The 24,065-nt window shown below is 76.4% G+C and carries 19 protein-coding genes; 13 read left to right on the top strand and 6 right to left on the bottom strand.

Features of this window, described 5'->3' with window-relative positions:
* Positions 1-44: 44 nt before the first annotated feature.
* Positions 45-1,295, top strand: coding sequence for a hypothetical protein (locus tag ACFQ8E_RS03270; RefSeq protein WP_430549145.1), 1,251 nt, complete (start codon positions 45-47; stop codon positions 1,293-1,295).
* A 249-nt stretch (positions 1,296-1,544) separates the two neighbouring features.
* The gene (locus tag ACFQ8E_RS03265; protein WP_430549144.1) at positions 1,545-3,017 is read left to right on the top strand and encodes a zf-HC2 domain-containing protein; all 1,473 of its coding nucleotides are present in this window, start codon (positions 1,545-1,547) and stop codon (positions 3,015-3,017) included.
* Between the two features lie 116 nt (positions 3,018-3,133).
* Here ACFQ8E_RS03265 and ACFQ8E_RS03260 read toward each other — a convergent pair whose 3' ends face one another.
* The 4 genes from ACFQ8E_RS03260 to ACFQ8E_RS03245 form a co-directional block, all read right to left on the bottom strand.
* Positions 3,134-4,753, bottom strand: a complete 1,620-nt coding sequence (locus ACFQ8E_RS03260) for a M20/M25/M40 family metallo-hydrolase (protein ID WP_430549143.1) — start codon at positions 4,751-4,753, stop codon at positions 3,134-3,136.
* A gap of 122 nt (positions 4,754-4,875) precedes the next feature.
* A complete protein-coding gene (gene rlmC / locus ACFQ8E_RS03255; RefSeq protein WP_430549142.1) occupies positions 4,876-6,153 on the bottom strand; it encodes a 23S rRNA (uracil(747)-C(5))-methyltransferase RlmC in 1,278 nt (425 codons plus the stop codon).
* A gap of 34 nt (positions 6,154-6,187) precedes the next feature.
* On the bottom strand, positions 6,188-6,610 hold the full coding sequence (locus ACFQ8E_RS03250; protein WP_430549141.1) for a VOC family protein: 423 nt from the start codon (positions 6,608-6,610) through the stop codon (positions 6,188-6,190).
* On the bottom strand, positions 6,607-7,236 hold the full coding sequence (locus ACFQ8E_RS03245) for a DinB family protein (protein WP_430549140.1): 630 nt from the start codon (positions 7,234-7,236) through the stop codon (positions 6,607-6,609). The genes ACFQ8E_RS03250 and ACFQ8E_RS03245 overlap by 4 nt, the downstream gene beginning before the upstream one ends.
* A 157-nt stretch (positions 7,237-7,393) precedes the next feature.
* Between ACFQ8E_RS03245 and ACFQ8E_RS03240 the strand changes: the two genes are divergently transcribed.
* The 8 genes from ACFQ8E_RS03240 to ACFQ8E_RS03205 all read left to right on the top strand — a co-directional run bounded on the left by ACFQ8E_RS03240 (position 7,394) and on the right by ACFQ8E_RS03205 (position 16,851).
* Positions 7,394-8,041: a heme oxygenase (biliverdin-producing) gene (locus ACFQ8E_RS03240; protein ID WP_430549139.1), complete on the top strand. Its 648-nt coding sequence runs from the start codon at positions 7,394-7,396 to the stop codon at positions 8,039-8,041.
* Positions 8,042-8,218: 177 nt separating this feature from the next.
* On the top strand, positions 8,219-9,382 hold the full coding sequence (locus ACFQ8E_RS03235; RefSeq protein WP_430549138.1) for a hemin ABC transporter substrate-binding protein: 1,164 nt from the start codon (positions 8,219-8,221) through the stop codon (positions 9,380-9,382).
* Positions 9,379-10,485 (top strand): FecCD family ABC transporter permease, encoded by a 1,107-nt coding sequence (locus tag ACFQ8E_RS03230; protein WP_430549137.1) that lies wholly within the window; start codon positions 9,379-9,381, stop codon positions 10,483-10,485. The genes ACFQ8E_RS03235 and ACFQ8E_RS03230 overlap by 4 nt, the downstream gene beginning before the upstream one ends.
* Positions 10,482-11,321: a heme ABC transporter ATP-binding protein gene (locus ACFQ8E_RS03225; RefSeq protein WP_430549136.1), complete on the top strand. Its 840-nt coding sequence runs from the start codon at positions 10,482-10,484 to the stop codon at positions 11,319-11,321. The genes ACFQ8E_RS03230 and ACFQ8E_RS03225 overlap by 4 nt, the downstream gene beginning before the upstream one ends.
* Positions 11,318-12,643, top strand: a complete 1,326-nt coding sequence (locus ACFQ8E_RS03220) for a hypothetical protein (RefSeq protein WP_430549135.1) — start codon at positions 11,318-11,320, stop codon at positions 12,641-12,643. Before ACFQ8E_RS03225 ends, ACFQ8E_RS03220 begins: the two co-directional genes overlap by 4 nt.
* Entirely contained in the window at positions 12,640-14,025 is a 1,386-nt protein-coding gene (locus ACFQ8E_RS03215) for a hypothetical protein (RefSeq protein ID WP_430549134.1), read from the top strand. Before ACFQ8E_RS03220 ends, ACFQ8E_RS03215 begins: the two co-directional genes overlap by 4 nt.
* An 80-nt stretch (positions 14,026-14,105) precedes the next feature.
* A complete protein-coding gene (locus tag ACFQ8E_RS03210) occupies positions 14,106-15,788 on the top strand; it encodes an HtaA domain-containing protein (protein ID WP_430549133.1) in 1,683 nt (560 codons plus the stop codon).
* A gap of 7 nt (positions 15,789-15,795) precedes the next feature.
* Positions 15,796-16,851, top strand: coding sequence for a WxL protein peptidoglycan domain-containing protein (locus ACFQ8E_RS03205; RefSeq protein WP_430549132.1), 1,056 nt, complete (start codon positions 15,796-15,798; stop codon positions 16,849-16,851).
* An 86-nt stretch (positions 16,852-16,937) separates the two neighbouring features.
* Here the strand turns inward: ACFQ8E_RS03205 and ACFQ8E_RS03200 are convergent, their stop codons facing one another.
* Positions 16,938-18,725 carry a SpoIIE family protein phosphatase gene (locus tag ACFQ8E_RS03200; protein WP_430549131.1) on the bottom strand — a complete coding sequence of 596 codons (1,788 nt, stop codon included), beginning with the start codon at positions 18,723-18,725 and terminating at the stop codon, positions 16,938-16,940.
* Between the two features lie 92 nt (positions 18,726-18,817).
* Between ACFQ8E_RS03200 and ACFQ8E_RS03195 the strand changes: the two genes are divergently transcribed.
* The 3 genes from ACFQ8E_RS03195 (at position 18,818) to ACFQ8E_RS03185 (ending at position 23,208) form a co-directional block, all read left to right on the top strand.
* Positions 18,818-19,645, top strand: a complete 828-nt coding sequence (locus ACFQ8E_RS03195) for a type II CAAX prenyl endopeptidase Rce1 family protein (protein WP_430549130.1) — start codon at positions 18,818-18,820, stop codon at positions 19,643-19,645.
* Between the two features lie 121 nt (positions 19,646-19,766).
* A complete protein-coding gene (locus ACFQ8E_RS03190) occupies positions 19,767-22,004 on the top strand; it encodes a SpoIIE family protein phosphatase (RefSeq protein ID WP_430549129.1) in 2,238 nt (745 codons plus the stop codon).
* Between the two features lie 325 nt (positions 22,005-22,329).
* Positions 22,330-23,208: a LysR family transcriptional regulator gene (locus ACFQ8E_RS03185; RefSeq protein ID WP_430549128.1), complete on the top strand. Its 879-nt coding sequence runs from the start codon at positions 22,330-22,332 to the stop codon at positions 23,206-23,208.
* A gap of 11 nt (positions 23,209-23,219) precedes the next feature.
* Here ACFQ8E_RS03185 and ACFQ8E_RS03180 read toward each other — a convergent pair whose 3' ends face one another.
* Positions 23,220-23,951, bottom strand: coding sequence for a DUF305 domain-containing protein (locus ACFQ8E_RS03180; protein ID WP_430549127.1), 732 nt, complete (start codon positions 23,949-23,951; stop codon positions 23,220-23,222).
* Positions 23,952-24,065: the final 114 nt, after the last annotated feature.

The raw sequence follows: 24,065 nt of genomic DNA, 5'->3' as shown, positions 1-24,065 counted from the left end.
GCGTGCCGTCGGCGCGCCGCTGGAGACCCAGAGACGGGGGCACCGTGACCGAGACGGGCGGTGACGACGCGCCGGCGCGCGCGGGCTATGTCGACGACGCGATCCGCCGGATGCGGGTCGCCGCCGCGGCCGCGGGTCGTGGGGGAGCGCCCGGCGCGGCCGGGACCGCGGACCCCGAGGTGCTGCGCACCGCCCTCCTGACGCTCCCGCCCGACGACCAGCGGCTGCTGTGGGCCACGCACGTGCAGCGGCAGGAGCCGTCCGCCGTCGCCGCCGCGCTCGGCACCCACCCTCGCGCGGCGGCCCGGCTCGTGCCGCAGGCCGAGCAGGCCCTCGCCGTGGCGCTCGTCGCCGCGCACGCGCAGGGCTGCCCGCCGGGCTGCGCCGGCACGCGGCCGGCGCTGCTCGACCTCGACCAGGGGCGCTCCCCGGCCGGCCGGGAGACGGGGGTCGAGGACCATCTCCTCGACTGCGCCGCCTGCCTGCGCGCGTTCGTCGACGTGCGCGAGCCCGCCTGGGCGCTGCGGGACGCCGGGCCTCGGCTGCTCGCGGGCGGTTGGCGCCCGCCCGCGGTCGCGACGGCCTCCGAGGTGCCGTCCGGCACCGCGTCCGGCACCGCGTCCGGCACCGCGTCCGGCACCGCGTCCGACACCGCGTCCGGCACCCCGTCCGCCTCCGCCCCGCGGCCTGCGCGCCGGCAGAGCTGGCTGATCGTCGCGGGCACCGTCGCGTGCGTCGCCGTGGCGGCCGTCGCGATCGCGCTCGGCAGCGGCGACGCGGCACCGGCCGCCTCCGACCCCGGCTCGTCGCCGGAGGCGACCACCGTCGGGTCGGTGCCTGCCGGTGCCACGTCGCCCGTGGCCTCGCCCTCGTCGGCGCCGCGCGGGGACGAGGGCCCGAGCGCGGGGCCGACGCCGTCCGAGGACCCGTCAGGGACACCGTCGGGCGAGCCCTCGCCGACCGAGTCGTCGGACGACGCCGAGACGTCCGACCCGTCGACGTCGCCCACGTCGTCGCCCGGGCGCGACGACGAGCCGACCTCGTCGTCGACCTCGTCGTCGACCTCGTCGTCAGGCTCGTCGTCCGGCTCGACGACGACGCCGTCGTCGCCGTCGACGCGGCCCCCGGCGCCGTCGTCACCGACGCCTTCGCCCGCCACCACGTCGACGCCCACGCCGACCGCCACCGCGACACCGACCGACGAACCGACGGACCCGACCGACCCGGACCCGACCGACCCGGACCCGACCGACCCGGACCCGGGCGAGACGCCGCCGACCGAGCCCACGGAATAGCCCACGTCATAGCCCACGGAGCAGCCCGTGGACAGGCCCCGCGAGCGGCCCGCCGCGCCGGTCCGGGACCGGGCCGGGGAGCCGTCCGGCGTCTCGACGGGTGCCGTCGCGGCACACCGCCCCGGGCCCCGGGATTTGCCTTTGCCCCGTGGGCCGCTGCGATCATGGCCCCCGGCGTGCCCGTGCCGCGCGCCGTGAACGGCCCGTGACGACGGGCGCAGACGAGCATCGGCAGGACGGGGGCGTCGCGTGACCGCGATCCACGACGGCGACGCGCCCGCGCGCCGGGGCGCGGTCGACGACGCGATCCGGAAGATGCGTGCCGCGGCCGCCGCGCACGGGCGCGACGACGCTCCGGGGGCCGCCGGCACGGCCGACCCGGCGGTGCTCCGCACGGTGCTCGCGACGCTGCCCCACGACGACCAGCGGCTGCTGTGGGACCGGCACGTCCTGGGCCGCGAGCTCCCGGCGATCGCCACCGAGCTGGGCATGCACGCCCGCGCGGTGCTGCGCCGTCTGCGGCAGGCCGAGGAGCGGCTCGGCGCCGCGTTCGCCGCCGCCCACGCCCGTTCGTGCCCGCCCGGCTGCCTCGACACCCGTCAGTCGCTGCACTCCTACGTGCTCCACCGGCTGTCGCCGCCGCGCCGCACCGTGCTCGAGGCGCACCTCTTCGGCTGCCAGGGCTGCATGCGCGCCTTCATCGACGTGCGCGAGGCCGGCTGGGCCGTGCGCGACGCCGGCCCGCTGCTGCTCGGGGGCATGGCCGCCGGCGCCGCCGCGCCCGTGGTCGTCGGCGCGCTCGGCGCCGGCACGACGGGCCTGGGCGCGATCGCGTGGTCCGGGCCGGTCGGGGCCGCGCTGCTCGCGGCGTGGGAGTGGGTCCGGACGCTCTGGCTGCGGCTGGGCCAGCTCGGCAAGGCCGGGATGATCGGTGCGGGCACGGTGGCGGGGGTCGCGGTCGCGGCCGTCGCGGTGGCCGTGAGCGGTGGGGGCGGGGGGCCCGTCGCCGCGCCGCCCGCGCCCGGCCCGACGTCGTCGGCGGTGGCCCCGGCGCCCGCCCCCGGCGACGCGGCGTCACCCGACGCTCCTCCTGAGCCCGAGCCGAGCGCGACCACCCCGGCCGAGCCGACGCCGTCCGAGGACGCCCCGGCGCCGCCCGCGACCGACGCCCCGACGTCGGACCCGACGGCGCCCGGCACCGCTCCGACTACCCCGCCGCCGGCCACGCAGCCCGGTACGACGCCGTCGTCGCCGCAGCCCGGCGACCCGGAGACCGGGCCGACGTCGTCCCCGACGCCGCCCGGCTCCTCCAGCCCGCCGCCCCCCTCGCCCAGCCCGTCGCCCACCCCGACCCCGACGTCGTCGCCGTCGGAGGAACCGACGATCCCGGAGGAGCCCGACCCCGAGCTCGTGGTCACCACCGTGACCAGGTCGGTCAGGGCGAGCTGGCACGGGCAACGGTGGTACCGCGTCGTCGCGCCGTCGTCGGCGACCGTCGTCGACGTGCGTGCCGACGACGATCACGTCATGGTGCTCCGCGGGGACGAGGTCGGAGTTCCTCAGCGTCGATGGGGCGAGCCGCGGTCGTACACCATCGAGATCGACGTCGAGGCCCCGGAGGACGTCGAGCCCGTGGTGTCGCTCGAGCGGATCTCCGACGGCGCCGACGACGACGCGGCGGCGCCCAGCGCGACGCCGTCCCCCAGCCCTTCCGCAGGCTGAGCCCGGCACAGGGGTCGAGCCTGCCGGGACCGGGGTCCCGACAGGCTCGACCGTGGTTCAGCGCTGGTCAGCGCTGGTCAGCGCTGGTCAGCGCTGCTCAGTGCTGTTCAGCGAGGTCAGCGCGTGGCGAAGCCGTGCGCCCCGCGGTGGTGACCCCCGCCGTTCCCGTGGCCGTGGCCGTGGCCGTGGCCGTTCCCGTGGCCGTTGCCGTTGCCGTGCCCGTGACCCGGCCGACCGGGCTCGACGCCGTTGACGGCCTCGGTGCTCCACGCCAGCTGCTGCGCGGCGTGCCCGATCGCGCGGGACATGATGTCCAGCGCCTCGAGGTTCACGTTCGACAGGTCGTCGCCCGCGGAGTGGTAGTTCTGGTCGAGGGCCTCGCCGGCGACGCCGCCGAAGATGGCGGCCTCCTCCTCCGTCTTGATCGCGTCCGCGCCGGTGAACAGGCCGGAGGCCGGGATGCCGTTGCTGATGAACGCGTCGTAGTCGGAGCGGCCGGAGAACTCCGAGTCCACCCACGCCTGGTCGATGCCGTCGAAGTAGTCCGTGAAGACGGCTTCGGTCGCGACGGAGCCCTCGGGCACCGTGACGGGGGCGGGGAACGTCGACTCGTTCGCGTCGTACACGCCGATCGTGTAGTTCGGCGAGCCGACCATGTCGAAGTTGAGGTAGGTCGCGATGTCGTCGAGGGCCTCGGGGTCGTTCGTCACGAGGTCGTCCACGTAGTGCGCGGAGCCCACGAGCCCCAGCTCCTCGGCGCCCCACCACGCGAACCGCACGGCGTTGTTGAGCTTGGCGCTCTTCTTGTTGAGCTGGACGGCGGTCTCCAGGATCGCCGCGGAGCCGGTGCCGTTGTCGTTGATGCCCGGGCCCTCCGGCACGCCGTCGAGGTGGGCGCCCAGCATCACGACGTTGTCGTGCCGGCCGCGCTTCGTCTCGGCGATGACGTTGAACGTCTCGTCGGTGCCGCTCTCGGCCTGCAGGTCGAACGAGACCTGCAGCGCGGGGTCGGCCTCCAGGGCCGCGACGATGGCCGCGCCCTCCGCCTGGGTGACACCGACCGTGGGGGCGTAGCCGTCGTTCGTCTCGCCCAGCGTCCCGTTGAGGGCGCCGTCGGTGTTGTTGTAGATGATGAGCCCGGCGGCGCCGGCCTCGCCGGCGGCGAGCGCCTTGGCACCGAAGGTGCACGACCCGCGCTGGACGACGGCGATCTTGCCCGTCGCGTCGACGCCGGCCCACGAGTCGTCGTGGGGCGCCTCGGGGTCGTCGCTGGCGGGGCAGCCGTCCGCGATCGCGGGACGCACCGCGGCCGCGGTGACGCCGTCGTCGGGCGTGGACGTCGAGTACGTCATCGCGACCGGGGTGAGGTCGACGCCGGGCACGGTGACGGACAGGTCGAGCACGTCGAAGGTGTCGAACTCGAAGTACTGCCGCTCCGGCTGGTACCCGGCCTTGCGCAGGGTCTTCTCGACGTACCGCGCGGACGCCTCGTAGCCGGGGCTGCCGGCGGCACGGTTGCCGTCGTTGTCGTCCGCGATCTCCTGGAACGCCTCGAGGTGACGGAAGACGCGCTCGCCGGTGACCTTCTTCGACAGGTCGGGGCCCGGCACGTGGGTGCCGTGCCGGCCGGTGGCGACGGCGGGTGCCGCCGTCGCGGTGGGGGTGAGGGACGCCGCGAGGACGAGCCCGGCGAGGGCTGTGGTCGCGACGACCGCGGGGAACTTGCGAACTCTCACGGTCGACCTCCAGATGGGTGACTCGGCGGGGCCCGGGTAGGGCCCACGACGCACCACGCGACGCTGCGGGGTGCGGTTGGCGCGAGCGTAGGCCTCAGCGCGTGTTCAGGAAACCCCTGGGCTCAGGCGGTGAGGGTCGTCCGTTCGAGCAGCACCAGCACCTCGTAGTGGCTGGTCTGCGGGAACATGTCGAGCAGGCGGGCGCGGGTCGGCCGCAGCGACGGCATGCGCGCGAGGTCCTCGGCGAGGGTCACGGCGTTGCAGCTGGAGTAGAGCACGTGCCCGACGGCGGACTCCTCGAGCCGGCGGGACAGGTCGGCGCCGATGCCGCGCCGCGGCGGGTTGACGACCACCAGCTCGGGGGCGGCGCCGTCGCGCGGGGACCCGGGCACGGACCCGAGCACGGACTCGGTGGCGTCGCCGGCGGCGAAGCGGACGTCGGCCACGGCGTCGGCCCACCACGCGGCGTCGCGCCCGGCGACGACGGCGTCCGCGGGCAGCGCCGCGAGCCCGTCGCGGGTCGCGCCCGCGCTCGCGACGGCCTCCGCGGAGATCTCGATGCCGGTGACGGCCCGCCCGGGGGCGGCGCAGTGCAGCGCGAAGCCGCCGACGCCGCAGTACAGGTCCCACAGGGACGCGGGGGCCACCTCGTCCACCCACGCCCGGGCCTGCGCGTACAGGGCCGTGGCGACCGCGGTGTTGGTCTGGAAGAAGCTCTGCGGGCGCAGGTGCAGGGTGATGCCGTCGGCGCCGACGCGCATCGGCAGCGCCTGCCGCTCGGTGAGCACGACCTCCAGGTCGCCCTCGAGGACGGCGGCGTGCGCGGGCTGCACGTTGACGCTCACCACGGCGACCTGGGGCAGCTCCTCGAGCAGCCAGGGCAGGTGCTTGCGGAGGCGCGCGACCGGCTCCTGGCTGCGCAGCACGAGGCGCACCATGAGCTCGCCGTCCGGGGAGAGGGTCACGAGCACGTGCTTGAGCTCGCCCCGCCACGCGGACTCGCGCGGCGTCTCGCGGCGGCGTGCCCCGCGCGACGGCGACGTCGCGTCGTAGGGCTGCAGCCGCGCCCGCGTGATCAGCGCGGCCAGGACGGGGAACGACTCCTGCAGCGCGGGCGGGTACAGGCCGCAGTCGGTGAGGTCGATGCCCTGCCCGGCGAACGGACCCGCCGCCGACCCGAGGATGCCGAGCACCGGCTCCTCGACCGTGCCGCTGACCACCATCTTCGCCTTGTTGCGGAACCCGGACTCCGGGCCCGTGACGGCGGGGAGCCAGTCGACGCGGTCGTCGGCGAGCAGCGCCCGCACGTGCGCCACCTTCTCGTCCACCTGCGTGGGGTACGGCGTCGCGAGGAGGGTGCACGAGTGGCAGCGGCCGGCGTCGAAGTGAGGGCACTGCACCGGCCCATTGTCCCCCGTCAGCGGCGAGGTGCCGTCAGCCCACGAACAGGCAGAACGGGTGGCCGGCGGGATCGGCGTAGACCCGCAGCGGCTCCTCCGGGTCGTCGGACCGGTCGTGCAGCAGCCGCGCGCCGAGCGCGAGGGCGCGCTCGTGCTGGCGGTCCAGCGCGGCGACGTCGGGCACGGTCGCGTCGAGGTGCAGCTGCTGCGGCACGCCGTCGTCGGGCCACGTGCTCGGCGGCAGCGACGGCACCTGCTGGAACGCGAGGGGGACGCCGCCGGGGTGGCGCAGCACGAGCCAGTCCTCGCCGCGCGGGTCGGGCGCGCCGGGCGGCGGCGCCTCGTCGCCGGCCCGGTACGCGAGGCCGAACAGCTCGCGGTAGAACTCCGCGAGCCGCCGCGCGTCGGTGGTGTCGAGCACGACCTGTCGGATCGTCGGGACGTCGTGGTCGGTCATCGTGCCTCCTCGGGGAACCGCTCGGCGATGCCGCGCAGCCGGGTGGTGAACGCGGTGTAGTCGAACCCGTCGGCGAGGTTGTCGTTGTCGGCCCGCATCCCGACGGCGCCGTCGGCCTCCTCCCGCAGGATGTCGGCGTGCCCGGCGTGCCGGCTCAGCTCCGTGGACACGTGCACGAGGATCTGGTGCAGCGTGACGTCGCGGTTCCCCTCGCGCCACCACCAGACGCGCCCGGGTGCGTCCAGCGGCAGGGCGTCGATGGTGGCGTCGGCGAAGTCCCACACCTGCCGGTACAGGCCGAGGATCCGGTCGGCGGGCTCGTCGGCGGTGGCGAAGAACTCCGCCTGGAGGGCCTCCGCGTCGGCGTCGGGGGAGTCGGCCGCGGCCAGCCACGGCGCGTCCTCGGGCCGCGGCCACGGACGGCCGAAGACGTCTCCGAAGTAGCCGATCTCCACCGTGGCCGCGTGCTTGACCAGCCCGAGGAGGTTGGTGCCGGTGGGGGTGCGGGGCATCCGCGCCTCCCGTTCCGACAGTCCCTCCACCTTCCACACGAGCGCCTGACGCGCCTCGCGCAGGTAGCGGTGCAGCACGGCCTTGGCGTCCGGGGGGAGCTCGCTCGTCGTCATCGGCCCAGCCTGCCGGGTGGCACCGACAGCCCGCACGCCCGCGGCGCAAGATCAGGGTAGGCAACCCTTACTCCGACTGTTATGGTGACGCCAGGTCGTGACAACCCGTCATGACCTCAGGTGCCGGACGCCGGCCGACCACGACCCTGGAGGTCCCATGACGGTGCTCGCGGAGATCGCCCCGCTCTCGACCCGGCTGCGCGAGGGGACGCGTGCCGAGCACTCGCAGGCGGAGTCCGAGGGGTTCGTCGAGCGGCTCCTCTCGGGGCGGCTCGACGTCGACGCGTACGCCGACCTCGCCGCGCAGCAGCTTGCCGTCTACACGGCCCTGGAGCAGGCGAGCGAGCGGATGCGGGCGGACGAGCGCGGCCGCGCCCTGGTCTTCGACGAGCTCACCCGCGTGCCCGCCATCGAGCGCGACCTCGCGCACCTGTACGGCGCCGGGTGGCGCGACGTCGTGCGCGTGCTGCCCGCGACCGAGCGCTACGTCGCGCGGCTGCACGCGGTCGGGGGCGACGTCGCCTGCTACGCGGCGCACGCCTACACGCGCTATCTCGGCGACCTCTCGGGCGGCCAGGTCATCCAGCGGATGATGCAGCGGCACTACGGCATGGGCGCCGCGGGCCTGGAGTTCTACGACTTCCCCGAGATCCGCAAGGCCAAGCCGTTCAAGGACCTGTACCGCGAGCGCCTCGACGGGCTCGAGCTCGACGACACCGAGGTGGACCTCGCCGTCTCCGAGGCGCAGGAGGCGTTCCGGCTCAACCGTGCGATGTTCGTCGAGCTGGGCGTCGCGCACCCCTGACCCGCCCCTGACCGCCCCGGCCCGGGTGACGCGGATCACCCGGGCCGACGTCTGTCCCGGGCGTGACAACTAAGGTCAGCCTCGCCTAAGTTAGGCATGCCTCAGCAGGACTCCGGCGCGAGGTCGCGTCCGGCCCGGCCCCGTCCCGGCGGCCGTCCCACCAAGGAGAGAACCCGCATGTCCTCCCGCCCGGTCCGGCGCGCCCGCCGTGCCCTCGCCGCCCCGCTCGCGCTGCTGGTCGCGCCGCTGGTCGCGCTGGTCCTCACCGGCTGCACCGCGCTCGCCCCGGGCGGCGTCGTCGAGCAGGGCGCGGCTGCCGTGGACACGACGCCGCTGACCGAGCTGGACGTGCTCGACGACCCTCGGGAGTGGACCGGGGAGACCGTCGCGCGCACCGCCGAGACGCCCGTCGCCCCCGTCGCGGACGACCCGCAGCCGCAGCTCCCGGTGACCGTGACCGACGCCCAGGGGACCGAGGTCACCGTCACCGACACGAGCCGGATCCTGGCGCTCGACCTGTACGGCACGCTGTCGCGCACCGTCTTCGAGCTTGGCCTGGGCGACCGGGTCGTGGGGCGTGACACCTCCTCGACCTTCCCCGAGATCGCCGACCTCCCGCTCGTCACGGCCAACGGCCACGAGCTGACCGGCGAGGCGGTCCTGGAGCTGGCGCCCACCGTGATCCTCACCGACACGACCCTCGGGCCGTGGGACGTGCTGATGCAGATGCGCGACGCCGGCATCCCCGTCGTCGTGCTCGACCCGCACCGCAGCGTGGAGACGTCGGGCGACCTCGTGCGGTCGGTGGCGGAGGCGCTCGGGGTCCCCGGCGAGGGGGTCGAGCTGGCCGAGCGCACCCAGGCCGAGGTCGACGACGTCGTCGCGCAGGTCGCGGAGCTCGCGCCGCAGGAGAAGTCCGACCGGTTGCGCGTCGCCTTCCTCTACGTGCGCGGCCAGGCCGGCGTCTACTACCTGTTCGGCGAGGGCTCCGGCGCGGACTCGCTGGTCGAGTCGGTCGGCGCCGTCGACGTCGCGTCCGAGATCGGCTGGGAGGGCATGCGGCCCGTCAACGACGAGGGCATCGTCGCCGCGCAGCCCGACGTGCTCCTCATGATGTCCAAGGGCCTCGAGTCCGCAGGCGGGGTCGACGGGCTGCTGGAGCGTCTGCCCGCCCTCGCGCAGACGCCCGCGGGGGAGAACCGCCGCATCGTCGCCATGGACGACTCGCAGATCCTCGCCTTCGGCCCGGAGACGGCCGCCGTGCTCGACGCGCTCGCCCGCGCGCTGTACGCCCCCGGGAGCCTGCCGTCCGGGAGCTCGTCCTCCGGGAGCGAGGGGTGACCGCCACCGCACCGCGCGCCACGCGCGCGGCCGTCCCCGACGCCGACCCGTCGCCGCTGCCCCCGGCGGTCCCCGCCCGCGTGGCCTGGCTCTTCGGCGGCCTGACGGCGGCGCTGCTGGCGCTCGCCGTCGTCGCGGCGGGCTCGGGGCACCTGCACATCCCGCCGGCCGAGGTGCTGGGCGGCCTCGCGCGGGGCCTGGGGCTCGACCTCGGGCCGGAGCCGTCGCACCCGAACGGGTACGCCGCCCTGTGGACCATCCGCTTCCCGCGCGTGGTCATGGCGATCCTGGTGGGCGCGGCCCTCGCCGCCGCGGGCGCGCTCATGCAGGGCGTGTTCGGCAACCCGCTCGCCGAGCCCGGTGTCGTCGGCGTCTCGTCCGGCGCGGCCGTCGCGGCGTCGGCGACCATCGTGCTCGGCGTGAGCGTCGCCGGGCCGTGGACCACGGCCGGCGCGGCGTTCCTCGGCGGCCTCGTCGCGACCTTCGCGGTCTACGCGCTCGCCCGGTCCGGCGGACGCACGGAGGTCGTGACGCTGGTCCTCACGGGTGTGGCGATCAACGCCGTGTGCGGGGCGGTGCTGGCCCTGTTCACCTTCCTGGGCGACACCCAGGAGCGCGAGCAGATCATCTTCTGGCAGCTCGGGTCCCTCAACGGCACCCGCTGGGCGTACGTCGCGATCGTCGCGCCGCTGGTGGTCGTCGGGCTCGTCGCCGCGGGCGCGATGGCGCGCCGGCTCGACCTGCTCGCCCTCGGCGAGCGCTCGGCCCGGCACCTCGGGGTCGACGTCGAGCGGCTGCGCGTCGTCGCCGTCGTCGTGGTCGCGCTGCTCACCGCCGCCGCCGTCGCGTTCTGCGGGATCATCTCGTTCGTCGGGCTGGTCGTGCCGCACCTGGTGCGCATGGCGGTCGGCCCGGGGCACCGCGTCCTCGTGCCCGCCAGCGCGCTGGGCGGCGCGGTGCTGCTGCTCGCCGCGGACCTCGTCGCGCGCACCGCCGTGCCCTACGCGGACCTGCCGATCGGCATGCTCACCGCGCTCGTCGGCGGGCCCTTCTTCCTCTGGCTCGTGCGGCGCACTCGCCGCCAGGCGGGGGGCTGGGCATGACGGGGCACGGCACCGGCGCGCTGCTCCAGGTCCGCGCCGCCACGGTGCGCGTCGAGGGGGCGACGCTGCTCGACGCCGTCGACGTGGACGTGCCCGTCGGCGAGGTGCTCGTCGTCGTCGGCCCGAACGGCGCGGGCAAGTCGACGCTGCTGTCCGTGCTCGCCGGGGACCGGCGGCCCGACGAGGGCGCCGTGACGCTCGACGGCGCCCCGGTGGCGGCCGTGCGCCCGGCGGAGCTCGCCCGCCACCGCGGCGTGCTGCTGCAGGAGAACCAGGTCAGCTTCCCGTTCCGCGTCGTCGACGTCGTGCGCATGGGCCGCGCACCCTGGCGCGGCACCGACGCGGAGGACCGCGACGACCTCGTCGTGGCGGACGCCCTCGACGACGCCGACGCCACGCACCTCGCGGCGCGCCGCTACCCGACGCTGTCCGGGGGCGAGAAGTCGCGCGCGTCGTACGCCCGCGTGCTCACCCAGGAGCCGCGGCTGCTGCTGCTCGACGAGCCCACCGCCGCCCTCGACGTCCGGTACCAGGAGCGCGTGCTCGGCCGGGCCCGCGAGCACGCCCGGGCCGGCGGCGCGGTCGTCGTCGTGCTGCACGACCTGGCGCTCGCCGCCGCGTGGGCCGACCGCGTGCTGGTGCTCGCGGGCGGCCGTGTCGCCGCGCACGGCGCACCCGCCGACGTGCTCACCACGGCCCTGCTCACCGACGTCTACGACCACCCCGTCGACGTGCTGCCCCACCCCGTGACCGGGGCCCTGCTCGTGCTGCCCCGGCACGGCGCCGCGCCCGAGCACGACCCGACGCTCCCCACGCTCGCCGAGGACCCCGCATGAACCCGACCCGTCCCGCAGGCCGCACCACGACGACCCTCGCGCTGCTGCTCGCCGCGCTGCTCGGCACGGCGCTCGGCGTCGGCACGCTCGTCGCGACCGCCCCGGCGGCGCAGGCCGCGGCGCGCGTGTCCGTCGCGGGCCTGGACGGCGCCGCGCGCGCGGCCGCCGACGGCCCCACGACGCTGACGCTGCGCGGCAGCGGGTTCCAGTCGGTGAAGAACGCCTTCGGCGGCGTCTACGTGCTGTTCGGCTGGGTGTCCGACCCGTCCGGCGGGTCGTGGCGGCCCAGCGCCGGCGGGGCGACCGGCGAGACGTTGCGGTACGTGCCCGACTCGGAGGCCGCGGACAACGCGGGCTACCAGCGGTTCGTGGCGTTCCCCGGGTCGAGCACCGCGGCTGAGGCGAACGGCGGCACCATCGCGGCCGACGGCACCTGGTCCGCGAGGCTCGTCGTGCCCGGGGCGCGCTTCAGCACCGTCGACCGCTCCGGCAGCGCCGTGGACGTGGACTGCACCCAGGTGCGGTGCGGCGTCATCACCATCGGGGCGCACGGGGTCGCGAACGCCGCCAACGAGTCGTTCACGCCCGTGTCGTTCGACGGCGCGGCCGCGGGCACCGGCACCGACGACGCCGGGACGGGCGGCGGCCCGGGCGACGGGACGTCGGGCGGCTCCGGCGGCGGGGACGGCGCCGCGGCCGAGGCCGCCCCGGGGGCCACGGGTGGCGCGGGCGACGCGGGAGCGGGCGACGACACGGCGGGCTCCGGCGCTCCGGGTGAGGGCGCGACCGCCGAGCTGCCCGGCAAGGCCACCGTGGGCGTCGACAGGGCGACGGCCGTCGCAGGCCGCGTGCTCAGCTTCGCCGGTCAGGGCTTCGAGCCGGGGGAGCAGGTGGTCGCGACCCTCGACGACGGGCTGCTCGCCGTCGGCCCCCTCGGCGCGGGCAACCACGGGGAGGTGGCGGGCCTGCTCGAGCTGCCGTCCGACCTGCGGCTCGGCACCCACGTGCTCAGGCTGACCGGCGCGTCGTCCGGGCGGGAGCCGGAGGTCGAGGTGATCGTCACGCGCGACCCCGCCGACGCCGAGGCCGCCGACGCCCTGGTCGCGGCCGCGAGCGCGGACGGCGGTGCGGCCGGCGCCGGGCCGCTCGGCCTGGCCTACAGCCCCGCGGAGCTCGCGGTGGGCGCCGCCGCCCTGCTGCTCCTGCTGCTCGTCGTGACGTCCGCGGTCACCGCCGCGCGCCGGCGCCGTGCGGCCCGCGCCGCGGCGGCCCCGGGTGCCGACGACACGCCGACCGACCCGGCCACGGAGGTGGAGCCGTGAGCGCGCTCCGCGCCCGCGCGGCCCTCGCCGCCGCGGCGGTGCTCGCGCTCCTCGCCCTCCCCGCCGCCCCGGCGCTCGCGGCGGACGACCCGGACGACGTCATCCCGCTCACCGTCACCGTGCCCCCGCGGGACGGCGCGGGGGACGGCGACGGCGGCGCCGCGACCCTGACCGACGCCGAGCTGCGGTGGGCCGTGAACACCGAGGCGGGCTCCGGCAACTACGTGGGCTGCAACTTCCTCATGGCCGGCACGCCGGGCACGGACGGGGACACCGGCGGCAGCCGGGTCTGGGACGACGGCGACGCCGGGCTCTACCACGGGCGGGCCGGGAACGTGCGCGTGCTGCGCACGGTCGGCACGGGCGCCGCCGCGACCCAGCGGCAGGCCACGTTCGGCACCCGGTGCACCGGCCCGACCGGCGAGAAGGTCACGCTCTCCACGACGTCCGGCGCCGAGGTGGTGATGGCCGGCGGTCGCGGCACGCGGGATGCCGACGGGTCCGTGGAGATCCGCTGGACCGGCTCGTTCACGGTCGTGTTCTACGGCGGCATGACGTACTGGTGGGCCGGCGACCCCGTGCTGCGGCTCGACGCGGACGGCGACGGCACGCTCACCGCGACCGCCGGCGGGTACGCCGCGGACCGCGAGGACGTCACCCGGTGGGGGAGGCTGCCCGCGACGCGGGTGACGCTCGCGACCTTCGACGGCGAGAAGCTCACGGGCAGCAAGGGCGGCTTCCTCCAGCCCGCCTACTGCGGCGTGTGGGTCGACGCCGGCGACAGCGCCCCGCAGGTGCGGCAGGACCCGGCCGGGTCGTGCTGGGGGTCGTTCCCGCAGAACCTCGTCGACTTCCAGCAGCGCACCGGGCAGGCCTCCTACTGGTACTCCTCCGGGCACCGGGACGCCGCGAAGCCGCCCGCCGTCGTCGGCGTGAGCTTCGACGCCGCGCAGAGCATCGGCAGCACGCCGCCGGTGAGCGGCGTCGGCACGGGCGGCGGCACGACGACGCCCGGCGGCCCCGACCGGTCGGGCGGCGGCACGTCCGGGACCGCCGGCGCCGCCGGGGCGACCGGCGTCGCGGCCGGGCCGGGGGCCGCCACGCGCGGCGGACCCGGCGGCGGGCTCGGAGCCGCCGGACTCGCGACTCCCCGCTCGCCCGGTGCGGCGACGCTCGCCGACGCCCCGCTCACCGGGTTCCCCGCCGTGCAGGCGGCGACGCTTGGCGGCGGCGCGACCCCGCTCGTGCCCGACCTCCTCCGCACCGCCGACGGCGCCGGCACGGACCGCCTCGCCGTCGCCGCGACCGGGCTGCTGCTCGCCGCCTCGGGGGCCGTCGTCGGCTTCCGCCGGCGCTGGCTCGTGCTGCCCTTCCGGCCCTAGCTGGCAGGACGCCCAGCGGGCCGCCCAGACCCCCGCCCCACCCCATCTCCTCTCCCTTCACGAACGAACGGACAACTGACATGTCGAAGACCTTCGGTCCGGCCCGGTACGGCCGGCTGGTCGCGGGCGCCGGGGCGCTCGCCGTGGGCCTCGGGGCCGCGCTCGTCGCGGCACCCGCCGCCCAGGCCGCCGCGCCGCGGGACGTCGTCGCGGACAGCGGCAGCGCCTCGTGGGGCTTCCGCGAGAGCTTCCGCCGCTACGTCGGCCTCCAGACCGCCGCGCTGCCGCCCGTCGGCGCGGTGCCGGTGGGCGAGCGCATCACCCTGGTCGACCCGGCCACGTTCGACGTCGACGGCACGCCCGCCGCCACCGTCGACACGACGCCGCCGAACGAGACCCTGCCCTACCTGCTGCCCGTCACCGGCGGCAGCGTCACCGACGCCGGCGACCTCGCGGTCACCACGTCCGGCGGGGCGGTGTTCCACTTCCCGTCGCACGCGTTCACGGTCACGGTCGAGAACGTCGGCATCGAGGTCGCCGGCGGGGTCGGGAAGGTCGTGGGCGACCTGAGCGTCGAGATCCCGGAGAACAACCTCGGGTACGAGCAGGGCACCTACGGCGGCGACGACGTCGTCCTCGGCGACGTCGCGACCACGACCGTGGACGTGTCGGGCGACCAGGTCTCCGTCACCGCCGACGGTGTGACGCTCACCGCGGCCGGCGCGTCCGCGCTGCAGGACTTCCTCCAGGCCGGCGCCGAGCTCGACGACCTCACGGTCACGGCCGACCTCGCCGCCCCCGCCCAGACGTGGAACCCGTCGGTGTCGCTCTCGAAGAGCGCGGGCTTCGACCCCGCCGCGACCGGCACGCTCACCGTGACCGGCAGCGGCTTCGACCCGGCCGCGAACACGGCCACCCGCCCGCCGATCACCACCGGCCAGCCGACCGGCGTGTACGTGGTCTTCGGGAAGTTCGCGCAGGACTGGCGCCCGTCGGACGGCGTCGCGTCGTCGGCCCGCAAGGTCGTCAGCCAGAAGTGGGCGCTGCCGGAGCCGTCGTACTCGCAGCTCAAGGCCTCCAACCCGAGCGTCGCGGAGCAGCTCGTGCTGCTGAAGGAGGACGGCACGTTCAGCGCCGACCTCGACGTGAAGACCGACGACTCCGTGGACGGCGTCTACGGCGTGTACACCTACGCCGCGGGCGGCGCGGCCGCCAACGCCGCGCAGGAGCTCGCCGTGCCCGTCGCGTTCACGCCCGCGGGCGGCGACGGCGAGAACGTCGACGTCGAGGTCACCGTGCCCGAGGGCGACGGCGGCGGCCCGGTCGAGCCGGAGCCGGGCGAGTTCACCTGGACCGTCGCGTCGGGCGGCGCCGTGAACCTCGGCACCGCGACGCAGGGTGACGCGGCGTTCACCGCGACCGGCGACCTGCGCCGCGTCACCGTCACCGACACGCGCGCCGGCAGCCCGGCGTGGAGCGTCACCGGCACGGTGACGGACTTCTTCGCCGGCAGCCGGTCGTTCAGCGGCTCCGCCCTGGGCTGGACCCCGGCGCTCGGCGCCAACACCGGCGGTGCCGTCGCGGGCACCGAGGTCGTGGCGGGCTCCGGCTCCGGGCTCAAGGGCGGGGCGACGCTCGTCTCCGCGCCCGAGGGGCACGCGGCCGGCTCGGTCGTCGTGGACGCCGGGCTCGACCTGAGCATCCCGCTGTCCACGCCGGCCGGGGACTACACCGGCGTGCTGACCCTCACCGCGGTGGGCTGACCCTCCCGTGAGCACGCACCACCGCCCGTCGTCGCGGCGCGCCCCGTCCCGGGTGCGCGCCGCGGCGGCGGCCGTCCTCGCCACCGCCGCGGTCGCCGTCGTCCTGCCCGCCCCGGCGACGGCGCACGCCGCGTCCGACGACCTGACCTGGTCCCTCGCCCCGAAGGACGGGACGCTGGGCGCCGGGCGCGCCAACTTCGCCTACGACGTCGAGCCGGGGGAGCGGGTCCGCGACGTCCTGGTCGTCACCAACCGCTCGACCGCGCCGCTCGAGCTGTCCGTCTACGGGACGGACGCCGTCACGACGCCGAGCGGGCACCTCGACCTGCTGCCCGCCGACCAGGAGCCGACCGGCCTCGGGGCGTGGCTCACGCTCGACGCAGGCGGCGACGGCGGCGACGGCAGCGTGACGATCGAGCCGGGGGACGCGGCCGAGGTGCCGTTCAGCCTCAGCGTGCCCGACGACGCGACGCCGGGCGACCACGCGGGCGGCGTCGTCACCTCGCTGCGCCAGCAGGTCGGCGACGGCGCGCTCAGCGTGGACCGGCGCCTCGCCCTGCGCGTGCACGCCCGGGTCGGCGGCGCGCTCGCGCCGGGGCTCGCGGTCTCCGACGTCGGCGTCGTCGTCCACCCCACCGCCAACCCGGTGGGCGCGTCGCGCGCGACCGTCACCTACACGCTGACCAACACCGGCAACGCGCGCCTGGTGCCCACCGAGAGCGTGCGCCTCACCGGGCCCGGCGCGAGCGCGGGCGCCGGCGGCGAGCCGGCCGAGGAGCTGCTGCCGGGCGCCGTCGTGCGGCGGACCGTGGAGGTCCTCGGAGTGCGCCCGACGTTCCGGGTCGCGGCGGACGTGCGCGCGGACGGGCTCGTCGTCGGCGTCGGCGGGGGCGGGGCGACCACGGCGACGGCCACCGCCGCGGGCTGGGCCGTGCCCTGGGCCCTGCTCGGCGTCGTCGTGCTCGTCGTGGCGGGCGCGGTCGCCTGGCCGCTGTGGCGGTCCCGCCGCGCCCACCGAGGTAGCTCCGGATCCCGCGAGGTAGCTCCGGTCCCGGCGAGGTAGCTCCGGTCCCGGCGAGGTAGCTCGGGCTCCCGCGAGGTAGTTCGGGCTCCCGCGAGGTAGCTCCGGGATGCCGACGACCTCGGCGGTCAGCGCACCCGGGCGGCGAGCACGGCTACGTCGTCGCGCTGCTGCCCGCGCACCATCCGGTCGACGAGCCGCTGCGGCAGCTCCGCCGTCGGGCCGCCGTGCAGGTCCGCCAGCACGCCGCGCAGCTCCTCGGCGCGGGCGGCGAACGTCGTGGTGCGCGACTCCACGAGCCCGTCCGTGTACAGCAGCAGGGTGTCGCCGGGGCCGAGCTCGGCCGCGTGGTCCCGTCGGGAGACCGACGGGTCGACGCCCAGCATGAGGTCGGGACGGCCGTCGAGCTCGTCCACGCTCCCGTCGGCGCGCAGCACCACCGGCCGCGGGTGCCCGGCGCTGGCCCACCACAGCCGGCACCGGTCGTCGCCGCTGCCGGGCTCGCCGCGGCCCGTGCGGTCCAGGCGCGCGACGACGGCGGTGCCGCTGGCGGTCAGCGCGAGGCCGCGGTTGGCGCGGTCCAGCTCGCGCAGCAGCCGTGCCGGCGGGGCGTCCTGGCACCACGCGAGGGTGCGCAGCATGGCGCGCAGCTGACCCATGCGGGCGGCGGCCTGCATGTCGTGCCCGGTGACGTCGCCGATCATCAGCACCGTGGAGCGCGGGTCGAGCTCGACGGCGTCGTACCAGTCCCCGCCCACCTTGTCCGTGCGGGTCGCGGACGCGTACGTCGAGGCCAGCTCCAGGTACGGCACGCGGGGCAGGTCGGTGAGCATCGCGGCCTGCAGCGTGGTGGCCACGCGGTGCCGGTCCTCCAGCACCCGGATGCGCACCAGGGCCTGCGCCACGCACGACGCGAGCGTGGCGGCCGTGCGGCGGCTCTCGTCGTCGTGCTCGTGCGGGCCGCGCCACAGCAGGACGACGACGCCGAGCAGCCGGTCGTCCACCACCATCGGGACCAGCGCGAGCCCGCCGAGGGACGGGTCGATCCACGGCTCCCACGTCGGCTGGGCGCGCAGCGCGGCCGCGCCGTCCCGGTAGAACGCGGCCCGGCGGGCGCGCGCGACGGACGCCACCGCGGGGTCGTCGAAGCGCCAGTGCCGCGGCAGGTAGGGGTAGGCGCCGTCGCGCTCCACGAGCGTGAGGCCGGCCCCGCCGGGTTCCGCGAGCGCCAGCGCGGCCCACACGGTGCCGAGCCCCGGGCCCGAGGCGCGCAGCGCGTCCACGATCTCGTCGAGGGTGGTCGCGGCGGCGAACCGGTCCGTGAGGTCGAGCAGCATGCGGGTGCGGCGCGTGGCGTGCACCGCCACCTGCTGGATGCGGTGCGCGCGCTGCCGCTCGAGCCGCAGCCGCAGCTCGGCGGTGCAGGCCGCGGCCAGGTCGGCCAGGGTGGCGAGGTCGGTCGCGCTCCACGCGTGCGCCTCGGTGTCCAGCGCGCACACCGTGCCGACGGCGGTGCCGTGCCGGTCGAAGATCGGGAAACCCGCGTACGACCCCATGCCGAGCGCGGTGACCGTCTCCCGGCTCGCGAAGCGCGGGTCGGCGCGCAGATCCTCGACGACGAGGGGCGCGCCGGAGCGGATGGTCTCGCCGCACAGCGGCTCGCTCAGGGTGGTGCGCCGGGTGGCCTGGAACGGGTCCGGCAGCCCGAGCGCGCCGGGGTACACCTGGGAGTCCGGGAGCACGAGCGTCACGAGGGCGGTGGGGACGCCGAGCTGGCGCTGCACCAGCCGGGCGAAGCGGTCGAACGACTCGTCGGCGACCGGCCGGGCGAGCCCGGCGGCGACCAGCGCCTGCACCGCGCCGGCGGTCGGGGCGTCCTGGGACGGCGCCGTCGGGCCGGAGGATCGAGACGTCACAGGCGCGCACCCCCGTCACGGCTCTGCGCTCCGCGACCCGCGACCATGCCCCGGATTCTTCCACGCAGGCGCCCGGATATCCTCGCCGGACGATGGACGTCACCCGCCGTGCCCCCGCCGCGCTGCCGCGGATCCTGGCCGCCTCGCTCGTGTCCGCGTCGGCCGTGCTGCTGTTCGCGGTGCACGTGCGGCCCCTCGCCTACGTGCCGCTCGTGGCCGGCGTCGCGCTCGGCCTGCTCGTCGACCGGCGCCTCGGGCGCGACCTGGGGCTCATCGCCGTCGCGCTCGGCATCATCTCGACGATCTCCCTGGAGGCGGACCTGTCCGACGCCGGCATCGCCCGGTTCGCGGTCGTGCTGTCCCTCGCGGTGCTGGTGCCCTGGGCGGCGTCGCGGTTCTGGTTCCGCGACGACGACGGGGCCGGCGCAGTGCGGTTCCCCGTCGCGACCGGCCGGCGCTGGTCGCGCGGTCAGTACGTGTACCTCGTGGTGGTGGTGGCGGTCGGCTACCTCGTGCTGCCCTGGTACTTCCTGGGCTCCGGTGCCTACCTCAACTGGCCCGAGCTCGACAGCGGGCAGGACGTCGCCCGGCTGTTCGTCGGCGTCAACGCCGTCGGCATCTGGGACGAGCTGTTCTTCGTGTGCACGGTGTTCGCGCTGCTGCGCCGGCACTTCGGCCTGTGGACGGCGAACGTGCTGCAGGCGGCGATCTTCGTGTCGTTCCTGTGGGAGCTCGGCTACCGCGAGTGGGGTCCGCTGCTCACCGTGCCGTTCGCCCTCGTGCAGGGGTGGATCTTCAGCCGCTACAAGAGCCTCACCTACGTGGTGGCCGTGCACCTGCTGTTCGACCTCGTCGTCTTCGCCGTGCTGGTGCACGGGCACCACCCGGAGCTCTTCGACGTCTTCGTCACGGCGCCCTGAGCCGTCCGGCGGCCCTGCCGGTGCGTTTGGAGCCGGTGCGAGCGGCGTGGGAGGGTTCCCCCGCGCGCGCCAAGAAGCGGCTGCCGTGCACGAACGAGCCCGAGGATGAGGCTGATCGTCGATGCAGAGCTCCGTCCGCGGCAGTGGGGACGACACCGACCTCGAGGTCTGTGCGGCCGAACCCATCCACGTCCCGGGCTCGGTCCAGCCCCGTGGCGTGCTGCTGGTGCTCGCCGGGGGCGTCGTCGTCCAGGCGTCGGCCACCACCGCGGACCTCCTGGGGGTGGCGGCCGAGGACGTGCTCGGGCGCACGCTCCCGGCCCTGCTGGGCGAGGACGCGGCGGCGGCGCTCCGGCTCGAGGACGTCGCCGACGGCGGGCCGCTCGCGGACGGCCTGCGGCGCGTCGTGCTCGACGGCCGCACCTGGGTGGCGTCCACCCACCGCAACCCGCAGGCCGTCGTGGTCGTCGAGCTCGAGCCGCTCGCGGACCAGGGCGCCGACCCGGCCGAGCCGTACCGCGCCGCGTACACGGTGCTCGGCCAGGCGGCGACGGCCGGCTCCCTCGAGGAGCTGTACGAGCTCGCGGCGCGCGGCGTGCGGGAGGTGACGGGCTTCGACCGGGTGATGGTCTACCGGTTCGACGAGGACCACCACGGCCAGGTCGTGGGCGAGGCGCGCCGCGCCGACCTCGAGCCGTTCCTCGGCCACCGCTACCCGGCCGGCGACATCCCCCCGCAGGCCCGCGCCCTGTACGAGAAGAGCTGGTTGCGGCTCATCTCCGACGTCGAGTCCGTGCCGCGGCACCTGGTGCCCGCGCTGCTGCCCGGCACCGGCGAGCCGACCGACCTCTCGTTCGCGAGCCTGCGCGCGGTGTCTCCCGTGCACGTCGAGTACCTGCGGAACATGGGGGTCCGCTCCTCGATGTCGATCTCCCTGCTGCGGGGCGGCCGGCTGTGGGGGATGGTCGCGTGCCACCACGTCGACGGCCCGCACACGCCGTCGCTCGAGGTCCGTGCGGCGGCCGAGGCGCTCGCCTCGGGGCTGTCCCTGCAGATGGTGGTGCGCGCCGCCGCGGACGACGCGCAGCACGCCCGCGACGTCTCGCGGGCGCTCGAGGCGCTGGTACGGGTGGAGGACGACCCGGTGTCCGACGCCGTCGCCCAGCCGGAGCTGCTGCGGATCCTCGGCGTCGACGGCGCGGTGGTCCGCACCGGCGACGCGACGGCGACGGTCGGGCTGGTCCCCGACGTGCCCGACCTGGTGGTCGACGCCGTCCGGCGGACGTCCCGGCCGCGCCGGGACGGCGGGACGGCGCCGGTGTACGCGTCGCACGACCTGCGGACCGAGCACCCGGAGCTGGCGGACCGGCTGGGCGAGGTCGCGGGCGCGCTCGTCGCCCCGCTGCCGGACGGCGACCTGCTCGCCCTGTTCCGCCGTGAGGTCGCGCGCGAGGTGACGTGGGGCGGCGACCCGCGCGCGAAGACGGTCGACCGGGACGAGAGCGGCACGGTCGTCCGGGTGGGCCCCCGGCAGTCGTTCGCGGCGTGGCGGGAGGCCGTGCACGGCACCTGCGATCCCTGGTCGGACCACGACGTCCGCGCCGCCCTCGTGGCGCGTCGGACCGTCGTCGAGCTCCTGTACCGGCGCTCGCGGCCCGACCTCGGCGCCGCGCTCGTGCTGCAGCACTCCTCGCTGCCGGCGGTGCTGCCCACCCTGCCCGGGTGGCGGCTCGAGGCCCGCTACCGCCCCGCGGACGGCGGCCGGGTCGGGGGCGACTGGTACGACGCGTTCGAGCTGCCCGACGGCCGCACCGCCCTCGTGATCGGCGACGTCGCCGGCCACGGGTTGCCCGCCGCGTCGGCGATGAACCAGCTGCGCAACGGCCTGCGCACCCTGCTGCTCGAGCACCGCGACGTCGCGACGGCGGCGGGCGGCCTGGACCGCCTCGCGCGGACGCTCCTGACCGACGACATGGCCACGCTGCTGGTCGGCATCCTCGAGGTCGACCCCGGCACCGGTGCGGGCGCCGTCGACTACGTCTGCGCCGGCCACCTGCCGCCGGTGGTCGCGGACGCGCAGGGCGCCCGGTTCGTCGAGGTGGTCCGCAACCCCCCGGTCGGGGCGATGCGCGAGACCGTGCGCGCGGGCCGGGTCGACCTCGCGCCGGGAGAGTCCCTGCTGCTCTACACCGACGGGCTCGTGGAACGTCGCGGCACGCGGATCCTGGAGCGGCTGGAGGACCTCCGCTCCACCGTGAGGCTCACCCGCGACCTCGAGGTGATCGAGCACAAGCTCGCCGGGCTCGAGTCCGACGACGACTCCACGATGCTCATGGTGACGGCCCTGGGCCGCGGCTGACGCCGGGCGCACCCGCGTCCCGGTGACGCCGCCGGACCGACGCCGGCGGCAGCCGGCGCGCGGGGGCGGGCCGGTGCAGCGGGCGCTCGTGCCGGCGTGGACCCCCGGCGGCCCGGGCGCTCGGGGAGCCGTGCTCGGCGACGAAGGGTGGGCGCATGGTGGTCCTCCTGGGTGCGGTGCGGTCGGTCCCGCCCTCGCGGGCGCTCTCCCAGGCTTGCCGCGCCCGCGAGACGGATCAACGGCCGATCCGGCTACGCTCGTTCACCCCGGGTCAACGATCGGTCGCCCGGGCGGAGGGTGCAGGCGGCGAGGGGTGCGACGAGGCGTGGAGCTGCGTGAGATCGAGATCTTCCTGACCCTCGCGGAGGAGCTGCACTTCGGCCGGACGGCGGAGCGGCTGCACGTGTCGGTGTCGCGCGTGAGCCAGTCGATCCGCAAGCAGGAGCGGGCGGTCGGGGCGCCGCTGTTCGCGCGCACCAGCCGCAAGGTCGAGCTCACCGCGGTGGGGGAGGTGCTCCGCACGGGCCTGCGCCCCGCCTACGAGGGCATCGGCACCGCCGTCGCCGCCGCCACGGCCGCGGCGCGACGCGTGGCCGGCACGCTGACGCTCGGCTTCATGGGCGGGCAGGCGCACGAGCTGGAGCCCGACCTCGCCCGGTTCCGTGCGCGGCACCCCGACGTCGAGCTGCGCTTCCACGAGGTCGTCTTCAGCGACCCGTTCGCCGCGCTGCGGCGCGGCGACGTCGACGTCCTGACCACGTGGCTGCCCGTCGAGGAGCCGGACCTCACCGTGGGCCCCGTGCTGCGGTCCGAGCCGCTGCGGCTCCTGGTGGCGACGGGCCACCCGCTCGCCGCGGCGGGGCGGGCGGACGTCGAGGCGCTCGCCGAGCACGCCGTGCCGGCGATCCGCGGGGCGGCGCCGCCGTCGTGGCTGGCCGGCGTCCTGCCCGAGCGGACGCCGTCCGGGCGGGAGGTGCCCCGCGGACCAGGTGCCGCCACCTACCAGGAGATCCTCGCCCTCGTCGCGGCGGGAAAGGTCGTGTGCCCGGTGCCCGACGAGGGTCGCCGCTACTTCCCGTGGCCGGGCGTCACGTACCTCCCGCTCGACGGCGCGCCCGCGGTGCGCTGGGCGCTGGTGTGGCGCTCGTCCGACGCGACCCCGCTGCTGCGGGTCTTCACCGCGGAGGTCGCCCGCGGCGGGTGAGCGGGGAGCGCTCAGTCGGGGAGCTCGTCGAGCAGCCGGGACATCCGGTCGATCTCCGCGATCTGGTCCGCCGCCACGTTCGCGGCGAACTCCTGGACCGTCTCGTCCCGCCCCGTGGAGCTGAGGTCGTCGACCATCTCCAGCGCGCCCGCGTGGTGCTTGATCATGCCCTCGAGGAACAGCCGCTCGAAGTCGGTGCCGTCGGCGTCCGCCAGGGCCGTCATCTCGGCGTCCGTCAGCATGCCGGGCATGGAGCCGTGGTCGTGGGCCTGCGGGGCGCGCGGCCCGCTCCCGTCCGACGAGGCGCTCGGCGACGCCGTCGCCACCGCGGGCACCGGGAGGCCCTGGTCCTCGAGCCAGCGGCTCATGTAGTCGATCTCGCCGTCCTGCGTCAGGCGGATGCGGTCGGCGAACTTCGCGAGCGGCGCCGACGTCGACCGCTCGGGGACCAGCTGCGCCATCTCCACGGCCTGCGCGTGGTGGCCGATCATCTTCGTCATGAAGTCGGCGTCGGCGTCGGTGACCACGTCGGCGTCGCCCATCCCCTCGTAGTCCTCGGGGGCGATGGTCTCGGCGGGTTCGCCGGGCTTCCCCGGCACCAGCACGGCCGACGACGGCGTCGGCGCCGGCTCGGGTTCCTCGGCGGTGCACCCCGCGACCGCGAGCCCCGCGCCGAGCACGGCGGCACAGGCCAGGGCGGTGCGTCGGCCGCTCGTGCGACGGAGCCGGAGGTCTGTGATCACCGGAAGATCCTCTCCTGAGGGTGTTGCCACCACGTAAAAAGATGCCCGGACGGCTGGTGGGGAGGATGCTTCCAGACAACACTCAGGGTGACCAACACAACGAGGTGTGGCGCT

The organism is Isoptericola sp. NPDC056573 (assembly GCF_042793335.1).
GTDB lineage: Bacteria > Actinomycetota > Actinomycetes > Actinomycetales > Cellulomonadaceae > Isoptericola.
Note: the sequence above shows the minus strand (reverse complement) of the source record. Positions and strands in the feature narration are given on the sequence as shown.

Bases quoted from the DNA above. Each gene is read 5' to 3' on its own strand.
- ACFQ8E_RS03220 (WP_430549135.1), top strand. From the start codon at position 11,318: ATGAACCCGACCCGTCCCGCAGGCCGCACCACGACGACCCTCGCGCTG.
- ACFQ8E_RS03235 (WP_430549138.1), top strand. From the start codon at position 8,219: ATGTCCTCCCGCCCGGTCCGGCGCGCCCGCCGTGCCCTCGCCGCCCCG.
- ACFQ8E_RS03195 (WP_430549130.1), top strand. From the start codon at position 18,818: ATGGACGTCACCCGCCGTGCCCCCGCCGCGCTGCCGCGGATCCTGGCC.
- ACFQ8E_RS03210 (WP_430549133.1), top strand. From the start codon at position 14,106: ATGTCGAAGACCTTCGGTCCGGCCCGGTACGGCCGGCTGGTCGCGGGC.
- ACFQ8E_RS03225 (WP_430549136.1), top strand. From the start codon at position 10,482: ATGACGGGGCACGGCACCGGCGCGCTGCTCCAGGTCCGCGCCGCCACG.
- ACFQ8E_RS03250 (WP_430549141.1), bottom strand. From the start codon at position 6,610: ATGACCGACCACGACGTCCCGACGATCCGACAGGTCGTGCTCGACACC.
- ACFQ8E_RS03240 (WP_430549139.1), top strand. From the start codon at position 7,394: ATGACGGTGCTCGCGGAGATCGCCCCGCTCTCGACCCGGCTGCGCGAG.
- ACFQ8E_RS03190 (WP_430549129.1), top strand. From the start codon at position 19,767: ATGCAGAGCTCCGTCCGCGGCAGTGGGGACGACACCGACCTCGAGGTC.
- ACFQ8E_RS03245 (WP_430549140.1), bottom strand. From the start codon at position 7,236: ATGACGACGAGCGAGCTCCCCCCGGACGCCAAGGCCGTGCTGCACCGC.